Origin of the sequence: Listeria aquatica (assembly GCF_014223975.1) — a bacterium.
GTDB classification, from domain to species: domain Bacteria; phylum Bacillota; class Bacilli; order Lactobacillales; family Listeriaceae; genus Listeria; species Listeria aquatica.
On record NZ_JAARRM010000002.1, the window covers coordinates 210,671 to 227,586 of the forward strand.

The 16,916-nt window shown below is 39.2% G+C and carries 17 protein-coding genes; 10 read left to right on the forward strand and 7 right to left on the reverse strand.

Annotated elements, in window-relative coordinates; all coding sequences use genetic code 11:
• Window positions 1-96: 96 nt before the first annotated feature.
• Window positions 97-2,238 carry a transglycosylase domain-containing protein gene (locus tag HB912_RS06825; RefSeq protein ID WP_185373220.1) on the reverse strand — a complete coding sequence of 714 codons (2,142 nt, stop codon included), beginning with the start codon at window positions 2,236-2,238 and terminating at the stop codon, window positions 97-99.
• 255 nt (window positions 2,239-2,493) lie between these two features.
• On the opposite strand from HB912_RS06825, the gene HB912_RS06830 reads away from it, so the two are divergent.
• The 4 genes from HB912_RS06830 (at window position 2,494) to HB912_RS06845 (ending at window position 6,345) form a co-directional block, all read left to right on the forward strand.
• Window positions 2,494-2,919, forward strand: a complete 426-nt coding sequence (locus HB912_RS06830; protein ID WP_185373222.1) for a low molecular weight phosphatase family protein — start codon at window positions 2,494-2,496, stop codon at window positions 2,917-2,919.
• A gap of 53 nt (window positions 2,920-2,972) precedes the next feature.
• A complete protein-coding gene (locus tag HB912_RS06835; RefSeq protein WP_185373224.1) occupies window positions 2,973-3,845 on the forward strand; it encodes a cation diffusion facilitator family transporter in 873 nt (290 codons plus the stop codon).
• 241 nt (window positions 3,846-4,086) lie between these two features.
• Window positions 4,087-5,424 (forward strand): hemolysin family protein, encoded by a 1,338-nt coding sequence (locus tag HB912_RS06840; protein ID WP_185373226.1) that lies wholly within the window; start codon window positions 4,087-4,089, stop codon window positions 5,422-5,424.
• A 63-nt stretch (window positions 5,425-5,487) separates the two neighbouring features.
• Window positions 5,488-6,345 carry an RluA family pseudouridine synthase gene (locus tag HB912_RS06845; RefSeq protein ID WP_221635661.1) on the forward strand — a complete coding sequence of 286 codons (858 nt, stop codon included), beginning with the start codon at window positions 5,488-5,490 and terminating at the stop codon, window positions 6,343-6,345.
• Window positions 6,346-6,389: 44 nt separating this feature from the next.
• Here the strand turns inward: HB912_RS06845 and HB912_RS06850 are convergent, their stop codons facing one another.
• Entirely contained in the window at window positions 6,390-7,277 is an 888-nt protein-coding gene (locus tag HB912_RS06850) for an aldo/keto reductase (protein ID WP_185373228.1), read from the reverse strand.
• Window positions 7,278-7,618: 341 nt separating this feature from the next.
• On the opposite strand from HB912_RS06850, the gene HB912_RS06855 reads away from it, so the two are divergent.
• The 6 genes from HB912_RS06855 to HB912_RS06880 all read left to right on the forward strand — a co-directional run bounded on the left by HB912_RS06855 (window position 7,619) and on the right by HB912_RS06880 (window position 13,403).
• Window positions 7,619-8,239 (forward strand): DUF47 domain-containing protein, encoded by a 621-nt coding sequence (locus HB912_RS06855; RefSeq protein ID WP_036071203.1) that lies wholly within the window; start codon window positions 7,619-7,621, stop codon window positions 8,237-8,239.
• A gap of 10 nt (window positions 8,240-8,249) precedes the next feature.
• Window positions 8,250-9,248, forward strand: coding sequence for an inorganic phosphate transporter (locus tag HB912_RS06860; protein ID WP_185373230.1), 999 nt, complete (start codon window positions 8,250-8,252; stop codon window positions 9,246-9,248).
• A 110-nt stretch (window positions 9,249-9,358) separates the two neighbouring features.
• Window positions 9,359-9,862 carry a hypothetical protein gene (locus tag HB912_RS06865; RefSeq protein WP_185373232.1) on the forward strand — a complete coding sequence of 168 codons (504 nt, stop codon included), beginning with the start codon at window positions 9,359-9,361 and terminating at the stop codon, window positions 9,860-9,862.
• Window positions 9,863-9,998: 136 nt separating this feature from the next.
• Window positions 9,999-11,465 (forward strand): ABC transporter substrate-binding protein/permease, encoded by a 1,467-nt coding sequence (locus HB912_RS06870; protein WP_185373234.1) that lies wholly within the window; start codon window positions 9,999-10,001, stop codon window positions 11,463-11,465.
• Entirely contained in the window at window positions 11,458-12,183 is a 726-nt protein-coding gene (locus HB912_RS06875; protein WP_185373236.1) for an ATP-binding cassette domain-containing protein, read from the forward strand. The genes HB912_RS06870 and HB912_RS06875 overlap by 8 nt, the downstream gene beginning before the upstream one ends.
• Window positions 12,184-12,251: 68 nt before the next feature.
• Window positions 12,252-13,403, forward strand: a complete 1,152-nt coding sequence (locus HB912_RS06880; protein WP_185373238.1) for a pyridoxal phosphate-dependent aminotransferase — start codon at window positions 12,252-12,254, stop codon at window positions 13,401-13,403.
• 138 nt (window positions 13,404-13,541) lie between these two features.
• On the opposite strand, the gene HB912_RS06885 is transcribed toward HB912_RS06880, so the two are convergent.
• From HB912_RS06885 to HB912_RS06905, 5 genes are read right to left on the reverse strand one after another with little or no spacing between them, the layout of a single operon-like run.
• The gene (locus tag HB912_RS06885; RefSeq protein ID WP_185373240.1) at window positions 13,542-14,042 is read right to left on the reverse strand and encodes a hypothetical protein; all 501 of its coding nucleotides are present in this window, start codon (window positions 14,040-14,042) and stop codon (window positions 13,542-13,544) included.
• A 2-nt stretch (window positions 14,043-14,044) separates the two neighbouring features.
• Window positions 14,045-14,695, reverse strand: coding sequence for an ABC transporter ATP-binding protein (locus HB912_RS06890; protein WP_185373242.1), 651 nt, complete (start codon window positions 14,693-14,695; stop codon window positions 14,045-14,047).
• 7 nt (window positions 14,696-14,702) lie between these two features.
• Window positions 14,703-15,425, reverse strand: a complete 723-nt coding sequence (locus HB912_RS06895) for a hypothetical protein (protein WP_185373244.1) — start codon at window positions 15,423-15,425, stop codon at window positions 14,703-14,705.
• A complete protein-coding gene (locus HB912_RS06900) occupies window positions 15,422-16,126 on the reverse strand; it encodes a hypothetical protein (RefSeq protein WP_185373246.1) in 705 nt (234 codons plus the stop codon). Before HB912_RS06900 ends, HB912_RS06895 begins: the two co-directional genes overlap by 4 nt.
• Entirely contained in the window at window positions 16,113-16,814 is a 702-nt protein-coding gene (locus HB912_RS06905; protein ID WP_185373248.1) for a hypothetical protein, read from the reverse strand. Before HB912_RS06905 ends, HB912_RS06900 begins: the two co-directional genes overlap by 14 nt.
• Window positions 16,815-16,916: the final 102 nt, after the last annotated feature.

The window sequence follows — 16,916 nt, forward strand, 5'->3', positions numbered from 1 at the left end:
CCTTAACACTCTGTTATATATATTGTATAACAGAAGCCATCTAGTGGTCAACTACCGATTAAAAAAAGCGCGCGACATAGTGTCGCACGCTTTTCTTTAATTTCCACCGAGCCAGCCGCCAATCTCGTCTGTTACTTTACCGCCAAATTCTTTGACTTTGCCAGCACCTTTTTTGATCGCGTCGCCCGCTTCACCCGCTTTTTCTTTCACCGAGTTCCAGAAATCATTATTTTCTTCTTCTTTTTTCGCTTCATCCGCTTTTTTCTTCTGCGTAATTTGAGCGGCACTCTTCGTTGCGAAGTCTTCAGGTTTCAAGTATCTGAGACCACTCTTCATGACATAATGCGCCAAGTTTGCTACACCGCTCGAGCTATTCGTTTTTAGATAATGACTTTCATCCGTTTTATCATATCCCATCCAAACAGCCCCAACAAGGTTTGGCGTATAGCCCACAAACCACTGATCTTTAGTGCCGCTCTTATCATCAAACGGAACTTGCGTTGAACCAGTTTTTCCGGCCATTTCATAACCAGCTACAGCTGCATTTTGTCCCGTTCCAGTATTCACAACATCAAGCAACATCGAAGTCATTTCATCAGAAACATCTTCCGAAATAATTCGTTTCGTCTCTGGTTCGTGTTCATAAATTGTGTTCCCAGATGGATCAACTATCTTGCTAATAACGTAGCCTTCAGTTGGTTTTACGCCTTTATTTGCAAAGGTTGCATAAGCTGCGGCCATTTCAACTGGCGTCGCTCCCTTACTCAACCCACCAAGTGCAAGTCCAAGCGTATCATCACTTTCTTCAAGCGGAATTCCAAATCGCTCAACAGACTTCATGCCACGCTTGATGCCAATTTCATTCAAGGTCCAAACAGCTGGCGCATTAATTGATTGCGCTACCGCTTCGTACATTGGGACCTCACCTTGATACGTTCCACTTACGTTTGTTGGCGTATAATTGCCTTTGTAAGTTTTCTTTTCATCTTTTAGCATGGTGTCGACATCCCAGCCTTTTTCAAGCGCCGGCACGTAAGCTGCGAGAGGTTTCATCGTTGAACCTGGTTGTGCACGCATTTGCGTTGCCCGGTTAAAGCCACGGAAAGTATGCTCCCCCCGGCCGCCAATCAAGGCTCTAATCCCCCCGGTTGCTGGATCCATTAAGACCGCCCCAGACTGAACCAGCGTTCCATCACTGGTACCTTGGGGGAAATAATAGTTATTATCATAAATGCTCTCTAATGAAGTTTGATAATTTTGATCAAGCTGTGTATAAATCTTATATCCTTTACGCATGATTTCGTCTTGTGAAACGTCTGCTTTATTTACGGCTTCATTGATAACCGCATCCACATACCACGGATACTTATTAGCTAGTGGATCGGATGCTTTATTATTTAGCGCTACCTTCGTATTTCGATAGGTATTATATTCGCTCTTGCTGATTTTTTTATTTTCGAGCATCGTTTTTAAAACGACGTTACGTCGCTCCGTTGCTCGTTCCAAATGTTTATACGGGTCATAGGCACTAGGCGCCTGTAACAACCCCGCAATCATCGCCGCTTCAGGAACAGTAAGCTCAGAAGCACTTTTTCCGAAATATTTTTTCGAAGCATTTTCAATGCCCCATTCACCATTTCCAAAATAAGAACGATTTAAGTACATCTCTAAAATTTCATCTTTTGAATACGTCCGTTCAATTTCACGCGCCATAAACAATTCTTTAGCTTTCCGCGTGAATGTTTGCTCCTGACTAAGCAGGGCATTTTTCGCAAGTTGCTGCGTGATCGTACTACCACCACCAGTAATCCCACCGGTTTTAACCAAACCAAACGCTGACCGGAAAATCCCCTTTAAGTCAAACCCATTATGCTGATAAAATTTTCGGTCCTCGACTGAGACAACCGCATTTTGCGCGTTTTTAGATATCTTATCAATTTTAACAAAAGTCGCATCCGTTGACGAAAGCTCGCCTGCTTTATCGCCATCTTTGTCATAGACAATCGTAGCCGTTTCTAATCCTTTTTTGAGCGCATCAATATCTGCAGATTTGGCCACAACCGTTAAATAAATAATAAACCCAAGTATCGCAAGTAGTACAAATAAAATAATCCATTTAATAATATGTTTATTCTTCATAAAACGGCGCAATTTATTCCAAAAAATTCCAAGCCATTTCCAGATAAAGCTGAAAAATTGTTTGATTGATTTTAAAATCAGCTGTTTAAAATTTTCCAAACTTATCTCCTAACTTTCCTTTAAATTTAGTTCACCGTTGATAAATTGCACACTGAACTACGACTATTTTACGCTAAATGGGGAATTTTTTCTACCGCCCTAAGCCTTATTTTTTTCTCTTCCCATTTGCCTATGCCAAAATAGCTGAAAATAAAAAAGATGTTTCCAAAAAAACGAAACTGGGTAGACAACAAGTATGGACAGAAGGACTTTTTAGAAAGATCTACAGAAAGACAACACGGAAAGGAATTAAAAATGCCAAAAAAATTGATTTATTTCTTGTCACAATCGCATATTCGCAGCTTGATCGCGGAAGCGTGGGCGAAGAAACTCAAACTTTCTGATGTGACCTTCATCAGCGGTTCTTGGCTTAAGGCTCGCAAAACACATTTCGTGTCTGAGGCGCTTCAAGAGTTTGCAATCGATACTCCGAGTAGTTTGTCTTATGTCCCTAGTCAAAAACTTCTAGATAAGGCCGACTTAATTGTCACGATTTATGATTCGACTTATGAAATCGCGCCGCACTATCCAGAAACACTCCAGAAAAAAATCGTCTACTGGGATATCAAAGATCCAGAGCATGCCAAAAGCACACAATCAAAGTGGGCCATATATCAGGAAATTTGCGAGCAAATCGCCGTTCTTGTCATGAGTTTAAAGAAACAGTTTATTGAAGTTTAACTTTGTCTCTCCGAAATACTTCGGAGAGATTTTTGTAATGGAGGGCGTTTAAATTGGATGGCTATCAAGATATAAAAAAAGGAGAAAAAGCAGCCTTACTGAGTATTTTAGCTTATCTTTTTCTTGCTGTCGTCAAAGTTATTGTCGGTTTACTTGGACATTCTGACGCACTGTTTGCCGACGGTTTGAATAACACAACCGATGTCATCGCTTCTGTCGCTTTACTAATCGGGCTCCGGATATCACGCATCCCACCTGATGCCGATCACGCTTATGGGCACCGTAGAACTGAAACGATCAGTTCACTCGTTGCATCTTTTATCATGCTACTCGTTGGTCTCGAAGTTATCTTTAGCTCGATATCCAACTTATTTAAAGGAAACTTTGCCGCACCAAATACCTTAACAGCCATTGTCGCTTTCTTCTCCGGCATTTTCATGCTTGGGATTTATCTTTATAATAACCGTCTTGCGAAAAAAATCGATAGCCAAGCAGTAAAAGCTGCCGCACTCGATAATCGCTCCGATGCATTAGTGAGCTTTGGTGCATTTATCGGCATTATTTTTGCCGTGCTTGGTTTCCCTTGGGTGGATGCTGTAACTGCGCTACTTGTTGGTATTTTGATCGGTTATACCGCCGTAAAAATTTTCTTTGATGCCGCACATAGCTTAACAGATGGGTTTGATGTCTCTAAACTTGAAATCATCCACAATCTTGTTCACGACGTGACAGAAGTGAAAGAAATAAAGGATATCAAAGCTCGCTTTAACGGAAATCGGATCTGGATTGACTTGACAGTAGCCGTTGATCCAAATTTAAATGTCATACGTAGTCATGAAATCACTGAACAAATCGAACAAGCAATTCGTTCAAAATTCCCAACCGCTTATACACTCGTTCACATTGAACCTTTTTTTGAAAAGTAGAATATTATTGTGTTCTTTTTCATTCTCCATTATAATTTAGATAACTTTACCAATTCGGAGAAGGAGGGGATTTTCGAATGGGGCAGTGCAACTAATTTCAAATTTAATTCATTATCCATCCAGTAGGCGCTTCGCTTTGAGAATTTTCTCCTCTAAGCCAGACAGCCTACTCCTTTCTAAAAATCAAGATTACCTAGGAGGTGGCAGTCATTTATAGAGTTATTCTGTAAATGACCTACGATTGATACTTACCATTAAATTTTTAATCATCGCACTTTTGATCGGTGTTTCGGCCTTTTTTGTTGCGACCGAATTCGCGATTGTCAAAATGCGACCAAGTCGACTCGATCAGTTGATATCAGAAGGAAGTAAGCGAGCAAAACTGGCTCGTTATATCTATAACCATCTGAATGCTTACTTATCAGCTTGTCAGCTTGGGATTACGATCAGTTCACTAGGATTAGGTTGGCTCGGGGAATCAACCGTTGAAGCCGCGCTACATCCGCTTTTTGAACTCTTACATGTACCAAATTCGATTGTAACCTTGCTTTCTTTTGTGATTGCTTTCATTCTCATCACATTCTTGCATGTGGTCGTTGGAGAACTGGTTCCAAAGACACTTGCAATTGATAAAACAGAAGCTGTCGCGCTAACCGTTGCAAGACCGCTTCATTATTTCTATAAAATCATGTTTCCATTCATTTGGTTGTTGAATGAGTCTTCCGTCCTTATTTCGAAGGCATTTGGACTAGAACCCGCGAATGAACATGAAGTGGCGCACACAGAAGAAGAATTGCGCATTATCGTTGGAGAAAGCTACAAAAGCGGTGAGATTAACCAATCTGAATTTCGCTATGTTAATAAAATTTTTGATTTTGACGAACGAATGGCAAAAGAAGTGATGATTCCACGAACGGAAATCGTCACAATCGATGCTGGGTCGAATATTTCTGATCTATCCGATATTATGAAAACCGAGCGTTATACACGTTATCCCGTTATTGATGGCGATAAAGACCACATCATCGGGGTATTAAACTTAAAAGAAATTTTATCTGCCTACGTAGAACATGGTTCTGATAAAAAATTCAATATTGATCCTTATGTCAAACCCATTATCCGGGTTATTGAAACCATTCCGATCAAAGAACTTTTATTCCGAATGCAAAAAGAGCGTTCGCACATCGCGATCTTGCTTGATGAATATGGTGGCACATCTGGACTTGTCACAGTCGAAGATATCATCGAGGAAATCGTTGGGGACATTCGAGACGAATTTGATGCAGATGAGATTCCTGAAATTCGCCGAATCAAAGATGGGCATTATATTGTAGATGCCAAACTCTTAATTGATGAAGTGAATAATATTCTTGGGACAGATATTGAGGAAGAAGAAGTTGATACGATTGGCGGCTGGTTCCTGACTCAAAACTACGAAGTCGAAGTCGGCGATGAAATTGAATATGGCGGCTATATCTTCCGCGTTAAAGAAGCAGAACCGCATCACATTGAATACCTTGAAATCATCAAAATAGCAAAACCTGAACCCGAACAAAATGATGATGAAGATGACGATTAAAAAATAAAAAGCTGGAGCTTTGCAGAAAGTTCCAGCTTTTTGCTGCCAAGGAGGCTTATAATTATGCTAAAAATTGAAATTCTCCCTGAATGGGAAAGCCAAACTTTGACGGAGCTCTTTCGGGATACATTCCATTTAGGAAAAAGGTCGCGGCACGAACTCCGGATGTCGCAAGAATTCACACTGGACGGATCGAATAAACCCAACTGGGAAAGCGAGCTTTCCGCCGGACAAATTTTAACAGTTCCTCTTCAAAAAGAAAATGCCGCAAAAATTGAGTCAGGCCCACTCGATATTTCATACGAAGACGATTTTATTCTCGTTTTAAATAAACCTGCAGGCGTTAAGACACACCCAAACAGCCCTGATGAAACCGGGACACTCGCGAACTTTGCCGCGGCGTATTTAAAGCACGATCCCATTTCTTCCCCGTTTGCTGTTCATAGACTTGACCAAGAAACTTCGGGTTTGGTTCTATTCGCTAAGAATCCCTTGAGCCTCGCTGCTTTTTCTTGGCAACTTGAAAATCGCAACATCCATAGAATTTATCTAGCACTAGTTAGCGGCAAAACACCAGAAACCCTTACCATCAAAGAACGAATTGGGACTGACCGGCATCATCCAAACAAAATGTGCATCAGCCCTACCGGGAAAAATGCAATCACGCATATGGAGCGGCTCGAAACTTATCCGAATGCTACAAGCCTTGTCAGGTTAAAGCTTGAAACCGGGCGTACTCACCAAATCCGTGTCCATCTGGCAAGTATTCATCACCCAATCATCGGTGACAAGCTGTATGGTGGTGCAAAACTTGCAAAACGAACCTTATTACACGCAGAACAACTTGAATTTTTCCATCCGTTTTTAAATCAAACCTTATCGGTCAAAACTCGTCCACCTAAGGACTTTATCATTGATTAAAAAACACCTCAAAACTAAGTAAGTCAAAGTTTTGAGGTGTTTATTTAACGATTGTCGCGTGCATTTTGAAGCTGCTCTTCTTCGCGCTTCATGCTTTCAAGAAAGTAAGCTAAATCATCTGGATCAGGCCCCACATATTTTCCGGTTTCTAGTTTGCTAATCTTATAAAAATCTTCCCTATCTAGCTCAAAATAGGATAATTTCGCATTTTCTTTGATCCGCGAAGAAGCAATCGATTTTGGAATAATAATTGTGTCTCGTAATAAATGCCATTGCAAAATAACTTGGTCAACTTGCGCCCCGTGCTTTTTCGCAATATCTTGAATCACTGGATTCTGCATAAGCGTCCCCTTCGCAAGAGGCGACCAAGCCGCATGAGCAATCCCATGTTTTTTCAGGAACGTTCGTAGTTCATTTTGCGGGAGAAGTGGATGTGTTTCTACTTGGTTAAGTACAGGTAATTCATTCGCAACGGCAAGCAAATCTTCTAGATGATGTTCCTTAAAGTTCGCGACACCAATTGCTTTCACTGCTCCCTCAGCGTAAAGTCGCTCCATCGCACGCCAAGTGTCTCGATACTTTCCTGCGAGTGGCCAGTGAATTAAGTACAAATCGAGTTCGTTTAAGTTTAAATTCTTAAGCGTCCGCTCAAAGGCAAATAGTGTTTCATCGTAGCCCTGGTCACCGTTCCAAATTTTTGAACTGATGAAAAGTTCCTCTCGCAAAACCCCTCCCGCGCGAATCGCTTCGCCAACTTCACGTTCATTATTATAAACAGCTGCCGTATCAAATAAGCGATATCCTGCATTAATCGCCTCTACAACCGCTTGTGTGATATATTTTTCTTCACTCATTTGAAAAATTCCAAGCCCAATGTAAGGAATTTTACTTCCATTTTGTAGCTGGTATTTATCTTGCACGGTTTTCACCATCTGAAAGCCTCCTTCAAACCCGCTTCCTTGTTTAGAAAGTTCTATTCTCAGTATACCGAATTTCCGCTTTCCTTCCTAATAATAAGTTAATTTTTTATGACAAAAAAAACGCATGTTGTACTAACAATCCCATTTGTAAACGATTGCAGTCTTTCTCCGCCTTATTTTAACCCAAAAAAAGTTTCCTATTTCAGTGCTCGATATGTTAGTATTATCATGTGGTAAATTTCAAGTTGATACGTTTTAATTTTTTGTAAGCATATTGTTAAGAAAAACCTTTTAAACACAGGGAATTCATTTGCAAAAATTACTTACTTAAAGGATCGGGGGAATTTAAGAAAATGGCTTTTAAAAATAAGAAAGACCGCTTTGCATCTTTACTACATGACATTGCTGTGAATCTTCACGAGGGAGCTGACTTTTTTGCTACCTACAACATTGATTCACTTGGGGACTTACATACTTTTTCAGATAAAATGAAAGAATATGAAACGACCGGTGATACAATGGTTCACAAAATGATCATGGAGTTAAACGATGCCTTCATTACACCTATCGAGCGTGAAGATATGCTTGAGCTTACAAACCGTTTAGATGATGTAATGGACGGTCTTGAACAAACTGCTTTTTCACTTGAAATCTGTCAGATTACTCATTATGACGAATACATGTTGAAATTTATTAAAGCGATCCAAGAAAGCACTGTTGAGATCGAAAAAGCAGTTGATCTTGTTTTCAATAAGAAACTGAAAGATGTGCGTAAGTTAGCCATAAAAATTAAAGATTATGAATCGCAATGCGATGAAGTTTACCGCGAATCACTTATTAAATTATTCCAAGAAGAAACAGATGCGATTAAAATTATTCGCAAAAAACAAGTTTATGAAGATCTAGAAGAAGTTGCAGACAACTGTCAAAGTGTTGCTAATACACTTGAGTCAATTGTCATGAAGAACGCATAAGGAGCCGATCATGGAAGGATTATTTCTTATTACAGTAGTCATTGTACTTGCTGCACTCACGTTTGATTTGATCAACGGATTTCACGATACAGCAAATGCGATCGCTACAAGTGTTTCCACAAAAGCCCTTAAGCCTAGGCACGCTATTTTACTAGCAGCAGTTATGAACTTTATTGGTGCGATTTCTTTTACTGGTGTAGCAAAAACCATAACAAAAGATATTGTCGATCCGTTCAGCATCCCACATGGTGAAATTGTTATTTTAGCTGCACTTCTTGCTGCTATATTTTGGAACCTACTTACTTGGTATTTCGGAATTCCAAGTAGTTCTTCGCATGCGTTAATTGGTTCAATCGCCGGAGCTGCCATTGCTTCTGCTGGGTTTGCATCAATTGAATACGGAGGATTTGTAACCATCATTATCGGTTTAATCGCTTCTCCGTTTCTTGCATTCGCTGCGGGTTATACCATCTATACGCTGTTTAAAGTCTTCTTAAAGAACTTGAACTTATCGACAACAAACCGTAATTTCCGGTTCCTTCAAGTTGCAACAGCCGCGCTTCAATCTTATACACACGGTACAAATGATGCGCAAAAATCGATGGGGATCATTACGATGGCTTTAATTGCAAACGGCTTCCAGTCTGGTGATGATGTTCAGCTTTGGGTACAAGTTTCCTGTGCGCTCGCAATGGCAATTGGAACGAGTATCGGTGGTTGGAAAATCATTAAGACAGTCGGTGGCAAAATTATGAAAATCAAACCGGTTAACGGGGTTGCAGCAGACCTTGGTTCTGTTATTGTCATTTTCGGTGCTACTTTTATTCATCTACCTGTTAGTACGACACACGTGATTAGTTCTTCTATTCTCGGAGTTGGAACGGCTCACCGTGTCAAAGGGGTCAAATGGGATACAGCACAACGAATGATTATTACATGGATCATTACACTGCCAATTTCAGCTGCAGTTGCCGCTCTCATGTTCTTCATCTTAAATCTGTTCTTATAAAATAAATCAGACTCTCAAGTCATGACCAATGCGGTTGTGACTTTTTTATTCGATTTGCGCCGTTTCACCCACTAAAAAGCGGGAATAAAAGCAAAAAAGGAGTAAAAAACATGCGCTATTATTTTAAAAAACCAGCAGCACTCGTAAATAAACAGCCCGTTAAAGTAAACAAAGAAAACGGGGAAACTATCGGTATAATCATGAAATCACCAGCCAAAATTTCTTTTTTTCGTGATGCTAGTCTTTTTTCAACTGAACCTCGTGAAAAACAAGAGCTTGCGGCTTTAACATTTGAAATTGCTTGGCGCGAAGGCGATGATGCAGCCGTTGTCTTTCATGACCTAGAAAACGACAAACAACTTGCCTTCTATGAAGATGAAACCTCTAGGAACTTTCTCCATCTATTCACAACTGAATCAGAATTCCCCATTGAAATTATCCAAAAAAATACAATCGATCGCATAACTATACTTTTCCACGGACAAGAAAGTGCTTTTATCATTCTCCAAGATCAGCAAGTTCTCTTACAGCTTATTGACGAAAATACAAATGTTCCTGACAGCTTTTTCTTTCTGAGTTATTTCATTGTTATTTTAAGCAAAATCGGTTTATAAATACATCATTTATGCACAAAAAGCACCAACTCCTTCCTTTAAATAAAACTTTTCCAAATTTACTATTGAATATTTAATCAATTTAATGTATTATTATTACATATTAAACTTACCAAAAAGAGAAGGAGTTGCAGATATGCTTACTGTTAAACACCCAAAAAAACTAGCCATCATCAGTTTTATCGTCATATTTATCTTTTCGCTTTGTATGCCGTTTCTTTCTGCCAAAGCGGCAAGCGACGACTCACTGCAACAAATTAAAGATAAAAAACAATTGGTGGTTGGTTTGTCGGCGGATTATCCGCCTTACGAATTTCATCAAACCGTAAAAGGAAAAGATGAAATTGTCGGCTTTGATATCAGTATCGCTCAAAAAATCGCAGATGATATGGGTGTCAAACTGAGCATCAAAGAAATGGGTTTCGACAGCCTGCTTGGTGCTTTAAAAACCGGTAAAATCGATTTAATCATCTCAGGTATGTCCCCCACACCCGAACGACTAAAAGAAGTTGACTTTTCTGACCCCTATATGGCAGTCGAACAAGAAATAGTCATCCGAAAAACGGATAAAGATAAACTAAAATCCACCAACGACTTCAGCGGGACAAAAGTCGGCGCACAAAAACAAACAACGCAAGAAGAACTAGCTCAAAAAGAATTGACCGGGTCAACCGTCACTTCACTTCAAAAAGTACCTGACTTAATTTTAAACTTAAAAAACAATAAGATTGATGCTGTCGTTCTTGAAGGGCCCGTTGCCGAAGCATATGCTAGCCAAGATGACACACTCACCATTTCTGATGCAAAGTTCATCAATGGTGGAAAAGAAACTTCCGTTGCTATGGAAAAAGGAGCAACGACTTTAAAAGATCAAGTGAACCATTCCATCAAAGAAATCAAAGATAAAAAACTGCTGAAAGATTACCAAAAAGAAGCTAACGAATTGATGTTCCAAAAAAGTAATTTCTTCAGTCAGTATGGAAGCTATTTCTTAAAAGGGACACTATATACGATCGTTTTAGCAGCCATCGGCGTTTTCTGCGGCGCCATTTTTGGAGCTCTTCTAGCGCTTATGAAACTTGCCAAAACCAGATGGCTCCGCTGGCCTGCGACGTGGTATATCGAATTCGTTCGCGGCACGCCGCTTCTTGTTCAAATTTTCATCGTCTTTTTTGGAACACAAGTTTTTGGGTTAAACCTTTCAGCCTTCATCTCAGGCTGTATTGCCCTCTCGCTTAACAGTGCTGCTTATGTTGCTGAAATTATCCGTGCAGGAATCACCGCTGTTAACAAAGGCCAAACAGAAGCGGCACGTTCACTCGGCATGACGCAAAATCAAGCTATGCGTTTCATCATTTTGCCGCAAGCGATTAAAAATATTTTGCCTGCTTTAGGTAACGAATTTGTCACAGTCATCAAAGAATCTTCCATCGTTTCAGTTATCGGTGTTGGCGAACTTATGTTTATGACTGGCGTTGTACAAGGCGCAAGTTTCAAACCATTTGTTCCACTAATCATCACTTCACTCATTTACTTTGTCCTTACATTCAGTCTCTCCAGACTTTTGGGCATTGCAGAAAGGAGATTCAAAACTAGTGATTAATGTTCTGAACCTACACAAACACTATGGAAAAAACGAGGTTTTAAAAGGAATTGATTTAGAGATCGATGCTGGAGAAGTTGTTGTTGTAATCGGTCCTTCTGGTAGCGGGAAAAGCACCTTGCTTCGTTGCCTCAATTTACTCGAGAAGCCTTCAGAGGGACACGTGGTTTTTGAAGACAATGATTTACTTGCTAAAGGCACAAATATCAACCAACTCCGTCAACGTATGGGCATGGTTTTTCAAGCTTTTAACCTTTTCCCGCATAAAACTGTGCTCCAAAATTTGACGCTTGCACCAACAAAAGTAAAAGGCGAAAGCGAAAAAGATGCAAACAAGAAAGCAATGGAGTTGCTTAAAAAAGTAGGTCTTGCTGAAAAGGCCACAAGTTACCCTGCCAATTTGTCGGGCGGCCAACAGCAGCGTGTCGCCATTGCACGTGCGCTCGCTATGAACCCTGATGTTATGCTGTTTGATGAACCCACATCGGCACTTGACCCAGAAATGGTTGGTGAAGTGTTAAATGTTATGAAAGAACTTGCAAAAGAAGGCATGACAATGGTTGTTGTCACACATGAAATGGGCTTTGCTCGTGAAGTAGCAGATCGTGTTGTTTTCATGGATGCAGGCATCATCCAAGAGCAAGGAACGCCTGATGAAGTGTTTGGCAATCCGAAAAACGAACGTACGAAAGATTTTTTAGGGAAAGTACTCTCTTAATTTAAGTTAAAATAAAAAGAAAAAGGAATGCAGCTTGCGTTCTTTTTTCTTTATGAGGAGGAACTCGGATGGACAAAAACAACATGGCAAAGAAATTTCAAGAAACGCCTGTGAACATTTTAGCGGATATCGGTACTCTGGCCAAAAAGACATCTAACATTCTAGATTTATCAATCGGCGATCCCGATTTAATCACGGATGAAGCCATCATTAATGCAGCTTTTGCGGACGTTTCACGCGGCGCGACAAAGTATACAGAGTCCGGCGGTGACATCGAATTGATCCAGGCCATCCAAGCGTTTTTCAAAAGAACATACAAGCTTGAGTTTGCTGAAAATCAAATCCGGGCAACTGTAGGCGCGCTTCACGGCATGTATTTAGCCCTCCAGGTTCTTCTTGATCCAGGCGATGAGGTCATTATTCACGAGCCTTATTTTTCGCCTTATAAAGACCAAGTTTTAAATTCTGGTGGTAGTCCCGTATTTATCCCAACCTATGAAAAAGATAATTTCATGATTAATACGGGCATTTTAGAAGCTGCCATTACAGACCGGACAAAGGCGCTCATTTTAAATTCACCAAACAACCCAACTGGAGCTGTATTTTCAAAAGAAACACTTGAAAAGATTGCAGAACTTGCGAAAAAGCATAATTTCTACATTCTTTCCGATGAAGTTTATGATGGTTTTTGTTTCTATGAAGATTTCATACCGATGGCTTCCCTTGCGCCGGAACACACGATTACTTTCGGCAGCATGTCTAAAAATTTCGCGATGACCGGATGGCGACTCGGATACATGATTTCCCCGTCCTATATCAATGAAGCCGCTAAGCTTCTTAATGAAGGCATCACCTATTCTGCGCCAACGCCTTCACAGCGGGCCGCAATTTACGCCCTTAATCACGCAGAAACGCTTATTCCGAAAGTAGCTAATACTTTTAAAGAGCGACTCGAATACGTCCAAAAACGTGTAGCAAAAATTCCTTATCTGTCGCTTCATCCAGTAAAAGGTTCGATTTATGCTTTTTTAAACATCAGCCGAACTGGGATGGATTCAGTTGCTTTTAGCGAATATCTTTTGCAAGAAACACAAGTCCTCATAATCCCTGGACGCGCTTTTGGAGATAGCGGTGACAATTATGTTCGCCTCGCCGCCACCCAGGATCTTAACGTCTTAAAAGAAGCGTTTGACCGCATGGAACGCTTGACATTCAATTAACAAAAAAAGTGTTTGGGACATAAAACAAAAAAGAACAGAATCGTCAAACATACCATTTTACAAATGGCTTCATTGAACGATTTCTGTTCTTTTCCTTTTAGCTAGTTAGCCTCATTTTTTCATTTTGTCTAAGCCTCTTTAAAAATGATAAACATATTTTGTATATTGATGTCCCTTGTTTTGCATCACTGTCATCCATACCTTCGTAAGATCCGTAACATCTCGTGATGGTGTCTCAAAAATAATTTGGCAAGGGATCGCTTTTCCGAATTTAAAAACCGCAAAATGCCCATCTTCATTCAAAATATCTAGCGCTTGCCCCGAACTTGCTTTTTCTGACGAAAGAAAAATTTCTCCCAGCAATTGACTTCTTACATTTTGATGCTTTTTGTTTTCGATCAAAACAGAAACAATCAGATTCGACCAAGCCAGTTCTCCAGCTTTCTTTTGCTTCTCCTCTTTCACACCAACCACTTTTAGCTTGTAATCAGCCGTTTCTACCCACCTATCTTTCACAAGCTTCTTCTCACTCATCGTAAAATCACGAAATGGTTGGTTTGCATGTTGATATCCCAAAATAAGTAAAACTCCTAGCACTAGAACTACAGGTATCGCTACCAATAATTTGATTTTGCTCATTTTTATACCTCGTCTTGTTTGTTTGCCAGTTTTCCATTTTTTATTTCAATCACTTCATCACAAATCCCCTCCAAAAAGAACCGATCATGACTTGTTAAAATTAATGTCGCCCCACTTCCCCTTGCTTCCAGTAGTAAGTGTTTTAGATTTTCAACACTCTCTTCATCTAATCCATTTGAAGGCTCGTCTAGAATAAGTAATTCTGGATTTCCTATCAAAGCTTGAGCAAGTCCCACTTTTTGCTTCATCCCAAGTGAAAACCGCTTCACACGCCTTTTATCTTTCGGGTCAAGCCCGACTTTTATTAGCAGTGCGATAAGCTCCTTATCCGTTATCTGTTCCTCTTTTAATGCCGCAATCAATTGAAGATTTTTATAGGCGTTGAATTCAAAAACAAGTGAAGGGTTTTCTAGTAATAATCCTGTAGAAACAGGAAACCGTTTTTCAGCTAAAATTGGCTCACCGCAAACTTCTACTTTCCCATCGCTTAATCGAATCAATCCAAGAATGGCCCGTAAAAGCATTGTTTTCCCCGAACCATTTGTCCCTCTTAATCCGTATATCGCTCCTTTTTGCAAGGTTAATGTGATCCCTTCGAGTACCGTTTGGCCTCTTATTTTTTTTGTCACATTGAACAACTTAATATAATCCATGTTTTCCCTACTTTCTCAAGATGTCTTTTTGCCTATAGATAAAAATAGCAAGATAAGTAAGTAATAAAAATACAAAGAGTGCCATAAACAGCATTTTAATACGTGTTAGTTCCGTATAATCTATCCATCGACTACTGAACGTAGCATTAACAATAGAGTAAAACAGATAAAATCTTGTGGACAAAATCAGAATGATACATGTGAGTAAAAGCGCTGAAATTGTGTTAAAAACAAGCTGGACCACAACTCCTAAAACGTTAAATAGTAAGAGTGCAAGCAATAAGAAAGCAAGTTCTTCCAATTGATTTAAGCTATACTGCCTAGTTTTAAAAAGTGAAAACACGACATTTAAACTAGCAAATACAAACCAATATATCCCCGCAAAACTCATAACAGTAAGTAACCTACTGATGATGATTATTCGGCGATTCATCCCGTTTGCAATAAACACGGCTTTATCTTGCTGTTCTTCTCGACCAAGATAATTATAAAGATGGAAAAACTGGATAAAATAAAAAGCAAACCAGAGGATGGGAAATTGATAAAAGTTATTTTCTAAATCTACTTTTGAAGGACCGCTTAACCATTTGTCCAGTAGATTTTCATTCTCACCTGCTTCACTAGCCTGCAGAAACATAAGCAAAAGCAACAAAATGGATGAGCATACAATTTTCCATTTCTCCCGTAAAAAATAAACACTTATTTCTTGCTTATAAAGTTTGAAAATCATTTTCTCACATCTTTCTTATAAAAAATCACCAAAATACAAGCAAGAAGCAGACACACTTTCCCAATGATTTCAAGTTGTTCCGTTAATTGAATGGTGAGATCAAAATTCGTGATTTTCGCAAATGTTATTTTCCAAAAAAAGCTTAAAACAAGTTTCCCTGATATAAAAAGAGCATCACAAACGAGTATTGAATAAGTGAGTATCAAGGCCATTCCCTTGTTTTTAATTAGGATAAGGAAAAATAAATAAAGAAGTGCTAACAGTAAAAAGGCTTCAAGCCAAATTAAAGCATAAAAACCGCCCACTACCAGTAAATCAAGCCCTTGCAAATGAAGAAGTATATATAGATAAAGCACATATTGCAAAATGCACGGTAGTAAAATGACTACGAATGCTATGACAAATTTGATAAAATGAAAAGTTAAATAAAGTTGCCTTTTCCTGTAAATAGCCATTTCTAGAACACTCACATCAGGCAAAATGGCTAGAAAGATGAGCAAACAAGGGATAAAAACAAATAGGATGCTGGCTAAAGGATTTAAGGTTATTAAAACTTGCACATCCGGAAGAGCAGCACTAGACTTTGCCTGCAAAAAGGTGAAAATGAAATAAAGAGTGGTGAGACCACCAAAAAGCAAATAAATTCCGTAAAAGTGAGACAAGCGGATTCTTGCAAATTTCAAACTCTCAAAATGCTTCATTATTTTTAACTCCACGAACGTATAGAAATAGTGTGACCAAAAAAAGGATTCCCCCATAAAGAACGATCGCTAAAAAACTTTTATCATACGTTGTGATCGCTTCTGGCAAAAAGCCAAAAGGAGATAGAGCCATATTTTTCATGACAAATGAGTTCACCGCAATACTTAAAAGTTGTAAGCAAAAAGGAAGCAGTAAAATCACCATTTTATTTTTTATATAAAAGGAAGCTGCAAGCGCAAAAGTTACAAATAGTCCTGCAAATACAAAGCTAATGGCAATATTGAAAAGAGCATATACAAGAGGATGTGCATAAAATAAATGGGGAAATAAATCACCACTTCCTTCATAAATTCCAAGGTTCACATTGATAAGCGGGTCTGGTTTTAAGTTTGGAAGTAATAAAAAACAACCAATCAAATCTATAATCAGTGGGAGTGCAACAACAACTGCACCCGTTAAAAAAGTTTTCAAGAACAGCATCGAAAAGTATTTTTTTCGCGAAGAATTCAGTAATACATAGCAAATTAAATGGTTTCTTTTATCTTCTAAAAAAATAGTCGAGGCAGAAAGCGAAGCGATAATCGGCAAAAGTAGATAAAAAAGGAGCATTAAAGCGCTTGTACCTGAAAAGTCCATTGAAAGCCAGGCAGTATATGGAGTAAAAGTGACATGTTTTTTAACAGACAATCCGTAAACTTTTAAAAGGTGAGCACTAACAATTGCTAAACCTATCAAAAGGGCGAACAGTCGCTGATTTGTCTGTAATCTCAGCTTTAAAAAATGGGTCAT

What these genes read in the sequence shown, in the direction of transcription:
- HB912_RS06830 (WP_185373222.1), top strand. Translation starts at nt 2,494, where the DNA reads ATGCCAAAAAAATTGATTTATTTCTTGTCACAATCGCATATTCGCAGC.
- HB912_RS06845 (WP_221635661.1), top strand. Translation starts at nt 5,488, where the DNA reads ATGCTAAAAATTGAAATTCTCCCTGAATGGGAAAGCCAAACTTTGACG.
- HB912_RS06850 (WP_185373228.1), bottom strand. Translation starts at nt 7,277, where the DNA reads ATGGTGAAAACCGTGCAAGATAAATACCAGCTACAAAATGGAAGTAAA.
- HB912_RS06855 (WP_036071203.1), top strand. Translation starts at nt 7,619, where the DNA reads ATGGCTTTTAAAAATAAGAAAGACCGCTTTGCATCTTTACTACATGAC.
- HB912_RS06860 (WP_185373230.1), top strand. Translation starts at nt 8,250, where the DNA reads ATGGAAGGATTATTTCTTATTACAGTAGTCATTGTACTTGCTGCACTC.
- HB912_RS06865 (WP_185373232.1), top strand. Translation starts at nt 9,359, where the DNA reads ATGCGCTATTATTTTAAAAAACCAGCAGCACTCGTAAATAAACAGCCC.
- HB912_RS06870 (WP_185373234.1), top strand. Translation starts at nt 9,999, where the DNA reads ATGCTTACTGTTAAACACCCAAAAAAACTAGCCATCATCAGTTTTATC.
- HB912_RS06880 (WP_185373238.1), top strand. Translation starts at nt 12,252, where the DNA reads ATGGACAAAAACAACATGGCAAAGAAATTTCAAGAAACGCCTGTGAAC.
- HB912_RS06885 (WP_185373240.1), bottom strand. Translation starts at nt 14,042, where the DNA reads ATGAGCAAAATCAAATTATTGGTAGCGATACCTGTAGTTCTAGTGCTA.
- HB912_RS06890 (WP_185373242.1), bottom strand. Translation starts at nt 14,695, where the DNA reads ATGGATTATATTAAGTTGTTCAATGTGACAAAAAAAATAAGAGGCCAA.
- HB912_RS06895 (WP_185373244.1), bottom strand. Translation starts at nt 15,425, where the DNA reads ATGATTTTCAAACTTTATAAGCAAGAAATAAGTGTTTATTTTTTACGG.
- HB912_RS06900 (WP_185373246.1), bottom strand. Translation starts at nt 16,126, where the DNA reads ATGAAGCATTTTGAGAGTTTGAAATTTGCAAGAATCCGCTTGTCTCAC.